Source organism: Halomonas sp. NO4 (genome assembly GCF_010994375.1).
Taxonomy (GTDB): Bacteria; Pseudomonadota; Gammaproteobacteria; order Pseudomonadales; family Halomonadaceae; genus Halomonas.
Map to the genome: position 1 here is coordinate 88,978 of NZ_WHMA01000001.1, position 14,855 is coordinate 103,832.

The window sequence follows — 14,855 nt, forward strand, 5'->3', positions numbered from 1 at the left end:
TGAGCGCCAGCGTCAGGCCGAGGAGCAACGCCGCCGCGAGGAAGAAGCCGAACGCCAGCGCCAGGCCGAGGAGCAACGCCGCCGCGAGGAAGAAGCCGAGCGCCAGCGCCAGGCCGAGGAGCAACGCCGCCGCGAGGAAGAAGCCGAACGCCAGCGCCAGGCCGAGGAGCAACGCCGCCGCGAGGAAGAAGCCGAGCGCCAGAGCCAGGCCGCCGAAGCGGCCAGCCAGGGGCTCGACCGCGCCATCGAGGGCGAGTCCGATGCGGTGGCCAATGCCAATCAGGCCAGTGAAGCGGCCAACAGCTTCATCAACCTGGTACGGCGGGCGGTGGAGCAGGCCTGGGTGATCCCGCCCGGCGCCGGCAACGGCCTGACGGCCATCGTGCAGGTTCGTCTGGGGCCTTCGGGTGAACTGTTCGCGGCTACCATTACCCAAGGTAGCGGTGACAACGCCTTCGACCGCTCGGCGATACAGGCCGTGGAAGCCGCCGCGCCCTTCAACGAGCTGCGCCAGCTGCCCGCCAACGCGCAACGCAGCTTCCGAGAGTTCAACCTGAGATTCACACCGGGGGATATCCGCTGATGAAAGCCCTGATGACTGCCTGGCTGGGTGCCGTGCTGCTGTGTTTCGCCACCCTGGCCCAGGCCGACCTCACCATCGAGATCACCCGCGGCAGCGACGAGGCAACACCCATTGCCGTGGTGCCCTTCGCCGCAGAGGGGGAGGCCCCGCCCGAGGACGTGGCCCAGATTGTCAGCGACGACCTGGAGCGCAGTGGCTTCTTCGCGCCCCTGGCCCGGGATGCCATGTTCGAACGCCCCTCACGCAGCGATGGGGTCCGCTACGGCGAGTGGCGGGCGCTGGACGTGCGCTACCTGGTCGTGGGGGAAGTGAGTCGCGCTGACGACGGCTACCGCATCCGCTACGAGCTGCTGGACGTCAGTGGTGGACGGCGCCTGCTCGGCGAGACGGTCACCGCAGGGGGCAACGAACTGCGTGGCGGCGCGCACTTCATCAGCGACCAGGTGTTCGAGGAGATCACTGGCATTCGCGGTGCCTTCTCCACGCGCATCGCCTACATCACGGCCCAGGGAGTGAGCGACGATCAGCAGTTCGGCCTCTATGTGGCCGATGCCGACGGCCACAACAGCCAGCAGGTTCTGGAGTCGCGCCTGCCCATCCTCTCGCCGGCCTGGTCGCCCGATGGCCAGAAACTGGCGTATGTCTCCTTCGAGACGGAGCGGCCGGCCATCTACGTCCAGGATCTGGCAACCGGCCAGCGCGTCCGCGTCTCCTCCTTCGACGGCCTCAACAGCGCACCGGCCTGGTCGCCGGACGGGCGCCGCCTGGCCATGTCGCTGTCCCGGGACGGCCAGCCGGAGATCTACGTGATGACCATCGCCGACCGCAGCGTCGAGCGCATCACCAACAGTTCCAGCATCGATACCGAGCCGGACTGGGCCCCGGACGGGCGGAGCCTGCTGTTCACTTCCGATCGCAGCGGCGGTCCGCAGATCTATCGTCACGACCTGGCCAGTGGCGAGCAGGAGCGCCTCACCTTCACCGGCAACTACAACGCCCGCGGGCGCTTTGCCCCCGACGGCGAGGCGATCTTCCTGATCCACCGCAGCAGCAGCGGCTACCAGGTCGCGCGGCAGGATCTCGAGTCGGGGCGCCTGGTCACCCTGAGCGAGACGCGCTGGGATGAATCGCCCAGTGTTGCCCCCAACGGGACCATGGTAATCTTCGCCACCCGGCAGGGAGACAGCGGGGTGTTGAGCGCCGTGTCCGCCGATGGGCGTGCGTCCTACCGCCTGCCCTCGGCCCAGGGTGATGTGCGGGAGCCTGCCTGGTCACCGTTTCTGAATTGATAGGCCACTCAAGGAGTTTTGACGATGCAACTCAAGTCACATGCCAGAACCCTGGCCATTGCCTTCTCACTGGCGCTCATTGCCGGTTGCTCCAGCACCGGTGGTACCCAGGACGGCACCATGGACGGCAGCCGTAGCGGCACAGGCACAGGCACCGGCACCGCCGGGACCGGCCAGGTCAGCAGCAGCGGTATCGGCACCGATGGCGAGCGCGTGGGCCAGCAAGCCGACGGCCGTATTCCCGAAGTGCGCACCATCTACTTCGACTTCGACAGCGATACCATCAAGTCCGAGTTCGAGTCGGTGCTCACCGCCCATGCGCGCTACCTGCGCGGCAACGGCGGCGCCGAGGTGGTGCTCCAGGGGCATACCGACGAGCGCGGCACCCGCGAGTACAACATGGCGCTGGGTGAGCGTCGCGCGCGCGCCGTGCGGCGTTTCCTGGAGGTGCAGGGCGTCTCGCCGTCGCAGGTCGAGGTGGTCAGCTATGGCGAGGAGCGCCCGGCCGTGGGCGGCCACGACGACGAGGCCTACGCCGAGAATCGTCGTGTCCTCTTCGCCTACTGATCGCTACGGCGCCCAGCGTCGATGGAGTCATGCATGAAACACGGTCTGAAACGACTGTGCGGCGCGGGAGCCCTGTTGCTCCCGCTGTCCGTATGGTTGCCGGTGATGGCCCAGCAGGGGCCGGTGGTGGAGGACCTGCGCGACCAGCCTCGCTCATTCCTCGACCAGACGGAGGTCCGCGAGGAAGCCGGCGGTAGCCTGGTGATCTTCAACCAAGTGCAGCAGCACGAGGAGCAGCTGCGCCAGCTGCGTGGCCAGGTCGAGGAACTGCGCCACCAGCTCGAGCAGCTGCGTCGCCAGACGCGGCAGCAGTACCTGGATCTCGACGAGCGGCTGATGGCCGGGAGTGCGGGTATCGAAGCGAGCCCCGAGGTCGATGACGCGACGGCGCGCCAAGTCGCCGAAACGCCGTCGCCGAGCGGTACCAGCGCCGATACCCAGGCCGCCTACCAGGCCGCCTTCGCCCACGTGCAGTCGCGCGAGTTCGCGGAGGCGATCCGCGCCTTCGAAGGTTTCGTGGCCGAGCACCCGGACAGCAGCTTGACCGCCAACGGCTACTACTGGCTGGGGGAGCTGCACTCGGCAGAGGCCAACCTGGCCGAGGCGGAAGCCGCCTTCCGGCGGGTGATCGACGACTTTCCCGACAGCAGCAAGCTGCCCGACGCGCTCTACAAGCTGGGCCTGGTCAAGGCGCGCCAGGGCGAGCCGGAAGCGAGCCGGGAGCTGCTCGAGCGGGTCCGCGACGATTACCCCGACACCAGTGCCGCCGGCCTTGCCACGGATTTCCTGCGCCAGTCGCTGTGATGCCCGTCCCCGCGAGAAGGAGCTGCCATGAACTGCAAGATCGACTACCAGGCGCCGGCCGGCCTGCTCAAGGAACGGATCATTCTGGTTACCGGGGCGGGTGACGGTATCGGCCGCGCCGCCGCCCTGGCGTTCGCGCGCCACGGCGCCACCGTGGTCCTGTTGGGGCGTACGCTCTCCAAGCTGGAGACGGTCTACGACGAGATCGAAGCCGAGGGGCTGCCCCAGCCGGCGATCTTCCCCCTCAACTTCGAGGGCGCCACCCTCAAGGACTACCACGACATGGCCGAGACCCTGGACAAGGAGTTCGGCCGCCTCGACGGGTTGCTGCACAACGCGGGCCTGCTGGGCAATATCACGCCTTTCGCGCAGTACAACCCGGCGCTGTGGGAGCAGGTGATGCAGGTCAACATCAACGGACCGATCTGGATGACCCAGGCGCTGCTGCCCCTGCTGGAGACCTCGCCGGACGCCTCGGTGGTGTTCACCTCCTCCGGCGTGGGGCGGAAGGGGCGTGCTTACTGGGGCGCCTACAGCGTCTCCAAGTTCGCCACCGAGGGCTTCATAGAGGTGCTCGCCGACGAGGTGGAGCACCTGGGCAATATCCGCGTCAACAGCCTCAATCCGGGTGCCACCCGCACCCGCATGCGCGCCACCGCCTACCCCGGCGAAGACCCGGAAACGCTACGCACGCCCGAGGAGATCCTGCCGACCTACCTGTGGCTGATGGGCCCCGACAGTCGGGGGCATAATGGCGAGCGCTTCGACGCCCAGCCTCCTAGGTAACAAATGGCTGCGCGTGCGAATCGCTGCGTTGCCCGGATGCTCGCATTCCTCACGTATAACTCCATACGCTCAGGATGCTGTGCTCCGGGCGCCTTGCGCTACATCCCGCTCGCCGATTTGCGCTAACTTTCTGTTTCCTAAAGAAGGTCAAGCGTCTTCTAACAGGGCGGCAACCAGGGCCTCGCCGGTGGCGTACCAGCGGTCGGCGGGCCAATCATGGTAGTCCTCGCCTTCCTCGATGTAGCCGTAGCCCACCGCCACGCCGACCATGCCGGCGTGGCGCGCCGCCTCCATGTCACGGCGATGGTCGCCGATGTACCAGCAGCGCTCGGCCGGCAGGCCAAGCCGCTCGGCGGCGTGTCGCAGCGGCGCCGGGTCGGGCTTGCGCACCGGCAGGTCGTCGGCACACACCAGCACCCCCGGCTTCAGCCCCAGGGCATCGACCAGCGGAGCGGCATAGGCGCGAGGCTTGTTGGTGACGATGCCCCAGGGGCGTTCGGCTGCCTCCCATCCGCTCAGCAGTTGGGCGAGCGGCGGGAAGACCCGGCTCTCCACGGCGACGGCCTCGCCGTAGGCAGCGAGCAGGAAGACGCGGGCCGCGTCATGGCCATCGGCCGCCTTCTCCAGGCCCAGCGCCAGGGTCACCAGGGCGCTGCCGCCGTTGGAGACCTGAGCGCGGATCTCGGAGTAGGGCAGGGGAGCCAGGCCGTGATGGCTGCGCAGGGCATTGGTGGCGCGCGCCAGGTCGGGCGCCGTGTCAACCAGGGTGCCATCGAGATCGAAGAGCAGGGCGTCGGGGTGCGGGATCACGGCTGCTCCCGTCGGCAATGCATCAGGTAGTTGACCGAGACGTCGCTGGCCGACAGCCGGTAGCGATGGGTCAGGGGGTTGTAGACCAGCCCGTTCTGTTCGCGTACCTCGAGTCCCGCCTCGCGACACCAGCCGGCCAGCTCCGAGGGGCGGATGAATCTGGCGTAGTCGTGGGTGCCGCGGGGCAGCATGCGTAGCAGGTACTCGGCACCCAGGATGGCCAGGGCGTAGGCCTTGGGGTTGCGGTTGATCGTGGAGAAGAAGACGTGGCCGCCCGGCTTGACCAGGGTCGCGCAGGCGCGAATGACCGAGCCCGGGTCGGGGACGTGCTCGAGCATCTCGAGGCAGGTGACCACGTCGTACTCGCCGGGGTGCGCCTCGGCCATCGCCTCGGCGCTGGACTGCCGGTAGTCGACCTCGATGCCGCTCTCCTGAGCGTGCAGGCGGGCCACGCCGAGCGGGGCCTCGCCCATGTCGATACCGGTTACCCGGGCACCGCGGTGGGCCATGGCCTCGGCCAGCAGCCCGCCGCCGCAGCCCACGTCGACGACCCGGCGCCCGGCCAGGCCGCAGCGCGCATCGATGAAGTCGAGGCGCAAGGGGTTGATGTCGTGCAGCGGCTTGAATTCGCTCTCCGGGTCCCACCAGCGACTGGCCAGGGACTCGAACTTGGCGACCTCCGAGGGGTCAACGTTGGAATGCGGGGCGCTAGCGCTCATGGGAGCTCTCCATGTGATGGGTCGACCGCCATTAGCATCGGCCGTCTCCTTCGGTATCATGGCGGCATTGTACCCGTAGCGGACGCGGCATTCCCATGATCCGATCGCGAATGCGCGGTCGCGCCCCTTGAGATCCCCCGACAAGGACGATTCCATGATTCGCAAGGCTGTACTTCCCGTTGCCGGCTTGGGTACGCGCTGCTTGCCGGCTTCCAAGGCGATACCCAAGGAGATGATCACCATCGTCGACCGCCCCGTCATCCAGTACGTGGTGGAGGAGGCCGTCGCCGCCGGGATCCGCGACATCGTGCTTGTCACCCACTCCAGCAAGAGCGCCATCGAGAACCATTTCGACAAGCATTTCGAGCTGGAAGCAACCCTCGAGGCCAAGGGCAAGCACGATCTGCTCGAGGCGGTGCGCGGCATCGTACCCAAGGACGTCAACATCATCAGCGTTCGCCAGCCCGAGCCGCTGGGCCTTGGCCATGCGGTGCTCTGTGCCCGGCCGGTGATCGGTGACGACGAACCCTTCGCCGTGCTGCTGCCGGACGTTCTGGTCGACGACTACGGCCTTGCCCACAACGACCTGGCGGGCATGATCGCCGCCTTCGACGCCACCGGGCTCAGCCAGCTGATGGTCGAGGAGGTGCCCTGGGAGCGCGTTCACCAGTACGGCATCGTGGCGCCCGAGCAGGCGGTGCCCGCGGCCGGAGAGTCGGCACCGCTGGCCGGAATGGTCGAGAAGCCCGCGCGCGAGGCGGCGCCCTCCAACCTGGCCGTGATCGGCCGCTACGTGCTGCCCGGGCACATCTTCCCGCTGCTGGCCGAGACGCCGCCGGGAGCCGGCAACGAGATCCAGTTGACCGATGCCATCGACACCCTCCGCGCCGCTGACGGCGTGGACGCCTGGCGCATGCGCGGCCAGACCTTCGACTGCGGCAACCCCCTGGGCTACCTCGAGGCGACCCTTGCCTACGGCAGTCGCCACCCCGAGATCGGTGCCGACTTCCGCGAGCTGATCACCCGCCACGCGCGGTCGGAGTGACCGCCATGCGCATCGAGATTCGCGGTAGCGAGCTGGCCGCCGCCACGGCGGCGGCAGCCCTCTCCTGGGTCGGACATCGAGTGCACTGGGTGCCCCACCAGAGCATGCCCTGGTCGGCCCTGCAACACGCCGACTGGCTCGCGCGGGAGCCGGAATTGCGGGCTCGCCTGGCAGAGGGGCGCGAGCAGGGCGCCCTCACGGTGGATGGCAGCGAGCCCCGCGAGCCGGGTGCCGCCGACGTGCTGTGGCTGGCCTTGTCGCCCGAGCAGCGCGGCGATGCCGATGGGCTGGTAGCCGAAGTGACGCGCGACCGCTCCCGGCCGCTGCTGCTGGTCAACAACTCCACCTTTCCCGTGGGCGAGACCGAGCGGCTGGAAGGCAACCTCGGCGAGGCGGCGCGCGCCGTGGCCCTGGTCGATACCCTCGAGGAGGGGCGTGCCTGGGAGAGCTTCACCCGGCCCGGACGCTGGCTGCTCGGCTGTGACGACAACTGGGCCGAATCCCAGGTTCGCGAGCTGCTGCGTGCCTTCAACCGTCGGCGCGACGTCTTCCAGCGCATGCCGCGGCGAGCCGCCGAGCTCACCAAGCTCGCCACCATTGGCATGCTGGCGACCCGCATCAGCTACATGAACGAGATCGCGGGCCTCGCCGACACCCTGGGCGTGGACGTCGAGTACGTGCGCCAGGGCATGGGCGCCGACTCGCGGATCGGCTACGAGTACCTCTACCCGGGCTGCGGCTTCGGCGGCCCCAACTTCTCCCGCGACCTGATGCGCCTGGCCGACGTGCAGGAGGCGAGCGGCCGTCACTCGGCGCTGCTCGAGCAGGTGCTCGACATCAACGAGCAGAAGAAGGAGACACTCTTTCGCAAGCTGTGGACCCACTTCCACGGTCGCCTGGAGGGCCGCACCCTGGCGATCTGGGGCGCCGCCTTCAAGCCCGGCTCGGCACGTATCGACCATTCCCCGGTGCTCCCGCTGCTCCACGCCCTCTGGGCCCAGGGCGTCGATGTGCGCCTCCACGACCCGGCCGCCACGCCGGCAATGCGTGCGGAGCTCGGAGAGCATCCGCGCCTGACGCTTTTCGACGGCGACCCCTATCGGACCTGCGAGGGCGCCGATGCCCTGATGCTGGTCACCGAGTGGAAGCACTACTGGAACCCGGACTGGGGACGCCTGGCGGGGCTGCTCAACGAGCGCTTGCTGCTCGACGGACGCAACATCTATGACCCCCGGCACGTGGCGGGCTGGGGGTTGACCTACCGCGGCATCGGCCGCCGTGCCGATCCGGACGAACAGCGTTCGTGACGTTGACAGGGCCGCGTGCGCGAGGCCGAACCCCCCGCGTACAATGGACGGGCATCCGTCGTTCCCGGTGACAAGGAGTTAGCCATGCCCGAAGCGCGTCCCCCCGAGCGACGTCCCATCGTACCGGACCCGGAGGCCAGCGTGTCGCGCGCCCGTCGTGTTTCCGCACCCGCGCCCCGGCTATGGCCGGTCTATCTGCTGTTGCTGCTGCTGATCGCGGGCCTCGGTGCCCTGGCCTGGTTCGGTTGGCAGGAGCGGGTGCGCCTCGATGCCCGTTGGGAGCGCCTCGCCGGCGAGATGTCCAACGTTCATGCCCGCTTCGATGCCCAGGAGGGCCGCGGCGACTGGCTGGAGCATCTGGAAACCCGACTCGACACCCTGGAAGGGCGCAATGACGCCCTCGAGGCGCGCACCACCGGACTCGAGATCGAACTCGAGCAGCGCGCCGGCGGTGACGCCGAACGCCTCGCGGCGCTCGAGACGCGCCTCGATGACCTGGGCGGCCGTCTCGATACCCTCGACCAGGAGGCAGCCACCCGCGATGCGCTGATGGCCGCCCTGCGAGCCTCCCTGAATGCCCTCGAGCGCGCTGGCGAGGAGGGGCGCCAGGTGCTGGCGACACGGCTCGAGACGCTGGCAACGGCGGGGGAGCGGCGTGACGAGCAGATCGAGGCGCAGGCGGCACGGCTGGCCGAGCGCGAGGCGACGCTGGACACCCTCGAGTCGCGGGATGATGAGACGCGGGAACGTCTCGAGACACTCAGCGAGCGGTTCGCCGGCGTCGAGGAGCGCCTCGCGGGGCTTGCCGAGAATCGAGAGGACGACGCCGCGGCACTGGCTGACCTGCAGGAGAGTCTCGCCTCCGCCGAATCCGAGCTGCGCGAACTGCGTCGTTCGCAGGTGGCGTTGAACGCCGAGCTGGAAACCCTGCGGCAGTAACCTTGCATGGCCGGTCGCCGGTCGTCCCGCCGATGGAGTCAGCCGGGGAATCCGAGATGATGGTAAAACGCGTGATCGCCTGCCTGGGGGCCATGATCGTGGGCCTGGGCCTGGCCCAGGGGGCAGCGGCCCTCGAGGCTCGCATCGACGGGATCGAGGGTGAAGCGGCGGACAACGTGCGCTACTACCTGAGCGACCTGGAGGCCGAGCAGTATGGCCGCGAGCGGCTGGTGGGCGAGATCCGGCGGCGAATCCGCGAGGCGCTGCGCGTGTATGGCTACTATGAGCCCACCATCGAGCCGCGGCTCGAGGAGAGCGACCCGCCTCGCGAGGTGGCGCTCACCATCGAGCCCGGCCCCCAGGTGCGCATCGAGACGCTGGAGCTGAACCTCAGCGGGGACGCCGCGAACGATCCGCCGTTTCGCGAGGTGTTCGACGACTTCCCCCTTACGGAGGGCGATCCCCTGGCCCACGCCCCCTGGGATCGCATGCGCAGCCGCCTGGCGGGTCTCTCCCTGGAGCGCGGCTACTTCGACTGGCGCTTCGTCGAGCGGCGCATGGAAGTGCGCCCCTTTGCCCAGAGTGCGCGCCTCTACCTGACGCTCGACAGCGGCCCCCGCTATCGCTTCGGCAACGTCGCTATACGGGGCAGCCACATCGAACCGGCACGGCTGCGGCGCATGGCCCCCTTTCGTGCCGGCGACCCCTACCGCGCCGGTGACGTGGCCGTCTACTCCCAGCGCCTGGGCCAGGCCGGCTGGTTCGACTCGATCAGCGTGCGCCCCCGCCTGGACGACGAGCGCGAACTCGCCCTCCCGCCCGCCACGCTCGGCTGGTGGCGGGTCGTGGCCACCGAAGGGGAAGGGGGGCTGGATCGCGAGCGCGAGGCCTCCCTCGAGCCGCGCGTCGCCGCCTCGGCCCTGGAGGCCGTGACCAGCCTGACGGCCTCGGCAACCCCCGAGATGCCCATCGACGTGGTAGTGACGCCGGCCGACCGTCACCAGTTCGAGGTCGGCGTGGGTTATGCCACCGACGTGGGGCCACGGCTGCGCTTCTCCTGGCACCAGCCGTGGATCAATCGGCTGGGGCACAGTCTCGATCACGACCTCTATCTCTCGGCGCCGGAACAGCGTTTCACCGGAACCTATCTGATGCCGCTGGATAACCCCCTGCGCGACCAGTACCGCCTGCAATACGGCCTGCGCCACCTCGACAACGAGGACACGCGGACCCTCGAGAGCACCGTGGAGTTCGCGCGGCGCTGGGAGTTCGAGAATCGCTGGGTGCAGACGCTCTTTGTGCGCGCCACCTTCGAGGACTTCACCCAGGGGGGGGAGGCCGACAGCGTCCTCATCTACTACCCCGGCATCAGCTGGTCGCGCACCCGAACCCGAAACCCCCGCTTTCCCACCTGGGGCGACCGGCAGCGATTCGGTATCGAGTACTCCAGCTCCCTGTGGGGTTCCGATGCGGATTTCCTGCGTCTCACCGGCGACACCGAGTGGATCCGTATGCTGGGTGACGACAACCGTTTCGTCGGCCGTGTCGGAATGGGGGCCATCCAGACCGATGACTTCTCGCAGATACCACCGTCGCTGCGCTTTTTCACTGGCGGTGACCGCAGCGTGCGCGGCTACGCCTACGAGAGCCTGGCGCCGCGCAACGCCGAGGGCGAGTTGCGCGGCGGCGAGCAGCTGCTCACGACCAGCCTGGAGTACCAGCGGCGAGTTACCGGTGACTGGTGGGCGGCGGCCTTCGTCGATACCGGCGACGCCTTCGACGACTGGTGGCCCGAGACCCTCAACACCGGCGCCGGCCTCGGCGTGCGTTGGGTCTCCCCGGTGGGGCCGATCCGCGTCGACATCGCCCACCCCTTCGACGACGAGGAGGATGCGTGGCGCCTGCACTTCGCCATAGGTCCGGAATTCTGATGCGTCGTTTTGCGAGAAGTCGTGCCCTGATTCGTGCCCTGCTGGGCCTGGCGATCGCCCTTCCGCTGTGGTGCCTGGGCCTCGTGCTCCTGGTGCTGGGCCTCGCCCTGTCGCCCTGGGGCACGGGGCTGTTGCTGGAAGAGGGCGCCAAGCGCGGCTATTACCAGCTCGAGGCCGCCGAGGGGGCGCCACTCGACCGCCTGGTGCTGCATGGCCTGCGTGTCGAGGCAGGGCCGGCGTCTGTGGCTGTCGACCGGTTCGAGCTGGCCTGGGCCGAGGACTGCCTGCTGCGCGGGCGGCTATGCCTCGACCGGCTCGCTGCCCAAGGGGCTCAGGTACGGCTGAGTCGCAGCGAGGCAGAAGCGGCGGACAGCCCCGAGCCCACCGGCGAGGCGCCCGGCGAGATCCGACTGCCGCTGCCCGTGGTGCTGCGCGAGCTCAGCCTCGTCGATGTGTCTGTCCGGCTCGCCGACGGCACCCAGCTGCACTTCGACGACTTCACTTCCGGGGCCGAGGCCGAGGCCTCCTCGCTGACGCTGTCGCCGACGCGACTGACGGGGCTCCACCTGGCCCTGCCGCTGTCGGCCGGCGCGCGCCTGGCCCTCAGCCAGGCGGAACACGAGGGGCCCCGTCTAACCGCCGAAGCCATCGACGCGACCGTAGCCGCCCAGTCGCCGCTGCCGGCGGGGGCCGCCGCCGAACTCGAGGGCCTTGCGGACACGCCACCAGCGGAGCGGGAGCGTCTGACCCTGCCCAGCATTGCCTTTCCGCTGGACATCTCGGTGCCCGAACTGGTGGTCGAGGACATCCTCCTCACGGGGCCCATCGACTACCAGGTGCGGCGTCTCGCCCTGACGCTCTCGGCAAGCGACCATACCCTGGAGGTGGCGCCCCTCGAAGTGGCGAGCCGGGATGTGGATGCACGGCTCTCGGCCCGCGTGGAGCTGCGCGACGACTATCCGCTCGAGGCGCGCCTGGAGAGCGCCCTGTGGTTGCCCGAACGCTTCCCGGCGCTGGCCGGCGAACGCCTGACGCTCGACCTGCAGGGCAGCCTGGCCGCGCTCGAGGCCCAGCTCCGCGCCCGCGGCCCCGTCCAGGCCGACCTGCAAGCCCGCCTCGATGCCCTGGACCCGACCCTGCCGTTCACCGCCTCGCTGGACAGCCCGCTGCTGCAGTGGCCGCTTCCGTCCCCCTCCGCCGTCACCCCAGATAGTGAGGAGGCGGCAGAACCCGCCGGCGCCGAGCCCTATCTGGCCGAGGACTTGGCGCTGCGCCTGGAGGGCAACCTCACCGACTACCGCGCGTCACTGTCGACCCAGCTCGAGGGGCCGCAGATCCCGCGTACCCGGGTGGCACTCTCGGGCAGCGGTGACCGCACGCACTTTGCCTGGACGCCGCTGTCGCTCACTCTGGGGCGCGCCTCCGCAGTGAGTCGGGGCCAGGTCGCCTGGGACGACGGCCTGGCGGTCGAGGCCGGATTGCGCCTCGACAACATCGACCCGGGGCGCTTCACCGAGGCCGTGCAGGGACAGCTGAGCGGGGATCTCCAACTGAGCTTTCGCCAGACGGCGGCGGGCTGGCGGGTGTCGATACCCGAGGTGGCCATCGAGGGCGAGCTGGCCGAGCGGCCACTGTCGCTCCAGACAAGGCTCTCCGGCGACAGCGACATGCGTTGGCAGATCGAGCGCTTCGATTTCCGCCAGGGCGACAACCGCCTGACTGCCAGTGGCGAGGTGGCCGAGACGGCCCTCGACCTGAGCGGCGAGATCGCCATGCCGGCGCTGGCCTCCCTGCACGAGGCCCTGGGCGGCTCGCTGCGCGGCGAGTTCACCACCTCGGGGAGCCTCGAGTCGCCACAAATTGAGCTGGCCCTGGACGGTGAGGGGCTCGCCTTCGCCGAGAATCGCGTGACGACGCTGCGGCTGGCGGGGGAGGCCAGCGGCATCGACGACCCCGCCTTCGACCTTGCCCTCGACGTCGGTGGCGTGGCTGCCGGCGGTCAGCGGCTGGAGTCGCTGCGCCTCGAGCTGGCGGGTCGCCTCTCCGACCATCGCCTGACGCTCGACGTCAGCGGCGGCGAGGGGCTGCCGGTGAGTACCGCCGCCCTGCGCCTGGCGGGCGGGCTCTCGGAGGATCGCCAGCGCTACCGCGGCACGCTCGATCCGCTGAACGTCGCCAGCGACTACGGCGACCTGGCCCTGGCAGAGGCCCTGGCCTTCGAGATCAACCTGCCGCAAGCGCAGGGCCAGGTGCAGCCCTTCTGCCTGCGCCGCGACCAGGGCGGGCAGTTGTGCCTCGACGAGGCCATGACCGCCAGTGCCGAGCAGGGCCGGGCGGCGCTGTCGTTGCGTGAGCTGCCCATGGGCCTGATCGAGACCTGGCTGCCCGAGACCTGGCAGGTGGAAGGCGAGAGCGGCCTGACCCTGATGGCCGAGTGGCAAGGCGGCGGCGCCGACTGGCAGGCCACTGCCGAGCTGGCGAGCCGTGTCGCGGTGACCGGGGAGGACGCCTACGGCCAGCCCTGGGAGCTGCCCGCCTCGCGCCTCGACGCCACCCTGGAGGCAACCGCGGATCGCGCCGACCTGGACCTGACCCTGGGCCTGGCCGAATCGGGCCGCGTGGCGCTGACCCTGGCGATTGCCGAGCCGCTGGAGGCAGGGCGCCTGGAGGGCGAGCTGCGCCTCGATGACCTCCAGCTGTCGCGCTATCGTACCCTGGTGGTGGGCCTCGAGACCCTGGAGGGAACGCTGGAGGGCGACGTGACGATCGCCGGGAACCGGGAAGCGCCGAGCCTCGATGGCCAGGTGTCGCTGGCCGGGTTGCAGGTGAGCGGCGCCGACGTCCCGGTGGTGGTGCGGGACGGCGAGCTGCGGGTCGATTTCGCCGGGGACAATGCGCGCATCGACGGTTTCCTGGCCGCCGAGGAGGGGCGGCTGGCCATCGGCGGCGATGCCGCCTGGCCGGCCCCCGATGACTGGGAGCTGGACATCGCCCTCGACGGCACCGCGGAGCCCCTGCTGGTTGCTCTGCCAGCGTTTGGTCGGTTGCGCGTGGCCCCGGACATGCGCGTGCGCATCGACCCGGGACTGCTGCAGGTACGCGGCCAGGTGCAGGTGCCCTGGGCGCGACTCGAGGTCGGCCAGCGGCCCGAGGCCGCGGTGAGCCCCAGCCCCGACGAGGTGATCATCACCGAGCGTGAAGACGCCCGCCGCCGCGAGGCAGCACAGGCGGCGGATGGCGCCGACGCCACCACCGCCGCAGCGCTCAACGAGGCGGGCATGGCGGTGGACGTCCAGATCGACCTGCGCCTCGGCCCCGACATGGAGCTCGAGGCCTACGGGCTCAGCTCCGGCCTGGATGGCACCCTCGAGGTGCGCCAGCAGAACGGCCCGGTGCAACTCTTCGGCGACGTCAACCTGACCGACGGGCGTTTCCGCGCCTTCGGTCAGGACCTGCTCATCCGCCAGGGCGCGCTGCTGTTCAGCGGGCCGCCCGATCAGCCGCTGCTCGACTTCGAGGCGATCCGCAATCCCGAGGTCACCGAGGATGGCGTGGTCGCCGGCTTGCGCGTCGAGGGGTTTGCCGCCGCGCCCAACCTGACCATCTTCGCCGAGCCGGCGATGGACGAGGCGCGGGCGCTCTCCTACCTTCTGCGCGGGCGAGCGCCCAGCGACAGCGACACCGATGGGGCCCTGACCTCGGCGCTGGTCGGCCTGACGGTGGGGCAGACCGGGGGCGCGGTGGGCGCCATCGGTCAGGCTTTCGGCATCGGCGACCTCAGCCTCGAGACCGCCGGCGGCGGCGAGGACAGCCAGGTGGTGGTCAGCGGCTATCTCACCGAGGACTTGCGCGTCAGCTACGGGGTGGGGATCTTCTCGCCGATCGCCGAGCTGGCCCTGCGCTACACCCTGTGGCGAAATCTCTACCTGGAGGCGGTTTCCGGAGCCGCGCAGGCGGTCGACCTGGTGTACACCTTCAGCCGACCGGGCAACCCGCCGGAGATCGACTCGTCGCGCTGAAGGACCGTCGTGCAAGGCCCCCTGGCTTTCTTCCATACTGCATCATGACATCGCCA

At 69.7% G+C, this 14,855-nt stretch carries 12 protein-coding genes; 10 read left to right on the forward strand and 2 right to left on the reverse strand.

Annotated features, from left to right (window positions below):
- From tolA to FEF15_RS00435, 5 genes are all read left to right on the forward strand, one after another.
- Positions 1–583, forward strand: a 583-nt coding sequence (gene tolA, locus FEF15_RS19340; protein ID WP_240454026.1) for a cell envelope integrity protein TolA, incomplete at its 5' end; no start/stop codon positions are given.
- Positions 583–1,872, forward strand: a complete 1,290-nt coding sequence (gene tolB / locus FEF15_RS00420) for a Tol-Pal system beta propeller repeat protein TolB (RefSeq protein WP_163557116.1) — start codon at positions 583–585, stop codon at positions 1,870–1,872. The genes tolA and tolB, both read left to right, overlap by 1 nt.
- Positions 1,873–1,896: 24 nt before the next feature.
- Positions 1,897–2,439 (forward strand): peptidoglycan-associated lipoprotein Pal, encoded by a 543-nt coding sequence (gene pal, locus FEF15_RS00425; protein ID WP_163557117.1) that lies wholly within the window; start codon positions 1,897–1,899, stop codon positions 2,437–2,439.
- Positions 2,440–2,472: 33 nt separating this feature from the next.
- Positions 2,473–3,243: a tol-pal system protein YbgF gene (gene ybgF, locus FEF15_RS00430; RefSeq protein WP_163557118.1), complete on the forward strand. Its 771-nt coding sequence runs from the start codon at positions 2,473–2,475 to the stop codon at positions 3,241–3,243.
- Between the two features lie 27 nt (positions 3,244–3,270).
- Positions 3,271–4,029 carry a YciK family oxidoreductase gene (locus FEF15_RS00435; protein ID WP_163557119.1) on the forward strand — a complete coding sequence of 253 codons (759 nt, stop codon included), beginning with the start codon at positions 3,271–3,273 and terminating at the stop codon, positions 4,027–4,029.
- A gap of 147 nt (positions 4,030–4,176) precedes the next feature.
- Here the strand turns inward: FEF15_RS00435 and FEF15_RS00440 are convergent, their stop codons facing one another.
- Complete coding sequence (locus tag FEF15_RS00440; protein WP_163557120.1) at positions 4,177–4,839, reverse strand: HAD-IA family hydrolase; 663 nt, start codon at positions 4,837–4,839, stop codon at positions 4,177–4,179.
- Complete coding sequence (ubiG, locus tag FEF15_RS00445; protein ID WP_163557121.1) at positions 4,836–5,558, reverse strand: bifunctional 2-polyprenyl-6-hydroxyphenol methylase/3-demethylubiquinol 3-O-methyltransferase UbiG; 723 nt, start codon at positions 5,556–5,558, stop codon at positions 4,836–4,838. The genes FEF15_RS00440 and ubiG overlap by 4 nt, the downstream gene beginning before the upstream one ends.
- Before the next feature lie 154 nt (positions 5,559–5,712).
- Between ubiG and galU the strand changes: the two genes are divergently transcribed.
- From galU to FEF15_RS00470, 5 genes are all read left to right on the forward strand, one after another.
- Positions 5,713–6,603, forward strand: a complete 891-nt coding sequence (gene galU / locus FEF15_RS00450; RefSeq protein ID WP_163557122.1) for a UTP--glucose-1-phosphate uridylyltransferase GalU — start codon at positions 5,713–5,715, stop codon at positions 6,601–6,603.
- Positions 6,604–6,608: 5 nt separating this feature from the next.
- Positions 6,609–7,910, forward strand: a complete 1,302-nt coding sequence (locus FEF15_RS00455) for a UDP-glucose/GDP-mannose dehydrogenase family protein (RefSeq protein WP_163557123.1) — start codon at positions 6,609–6,611, stop codon at positions 7,908–7,910.
- Between the two features lie 84 nt (positions 7,911–7,994).
- Positions 7,995–8,849, forward strand: coding sequence for a hypothetical protein (locus tag FEF15_RS00460; protein WP_163557124.1), 855 nt, complete (start codon positions 7,995–7,997; stop codon positions 8,847–8,849).
- Positions 8,850–8,905: 56 nt separating this feature from the next.
- Positions 8,906–10,780: an autotransporter assembly complex family protein gene (locus tag FEF15_RS00465; RefSeq protein ID WP_346427850.1), complete on the forward strand. Its 1,875-nt coding sequence runs from the start codon at positions 8,906–8,908 to the stop codon at positions 10,778–10,780.
- Positions 10,780–14,799 (forward strand): translocation/assembly module TamB domain-containing protein, encoded by a 4,020-nt coding sequence (locus FEF15_RS00470; RefSeq protein ID WP_163557125.1) that lies wholly within the window; start codon positions 10,780–10,782, stop codon positions 14,797–14,799. Before FEF15_RS00465 ends, FEF15_RS00470 begins: the two co-directional genes overlap by 1 nt.
- The last annotated feature ends 56 nt before the right edge of the window (positions 14,800–14,855 follow it).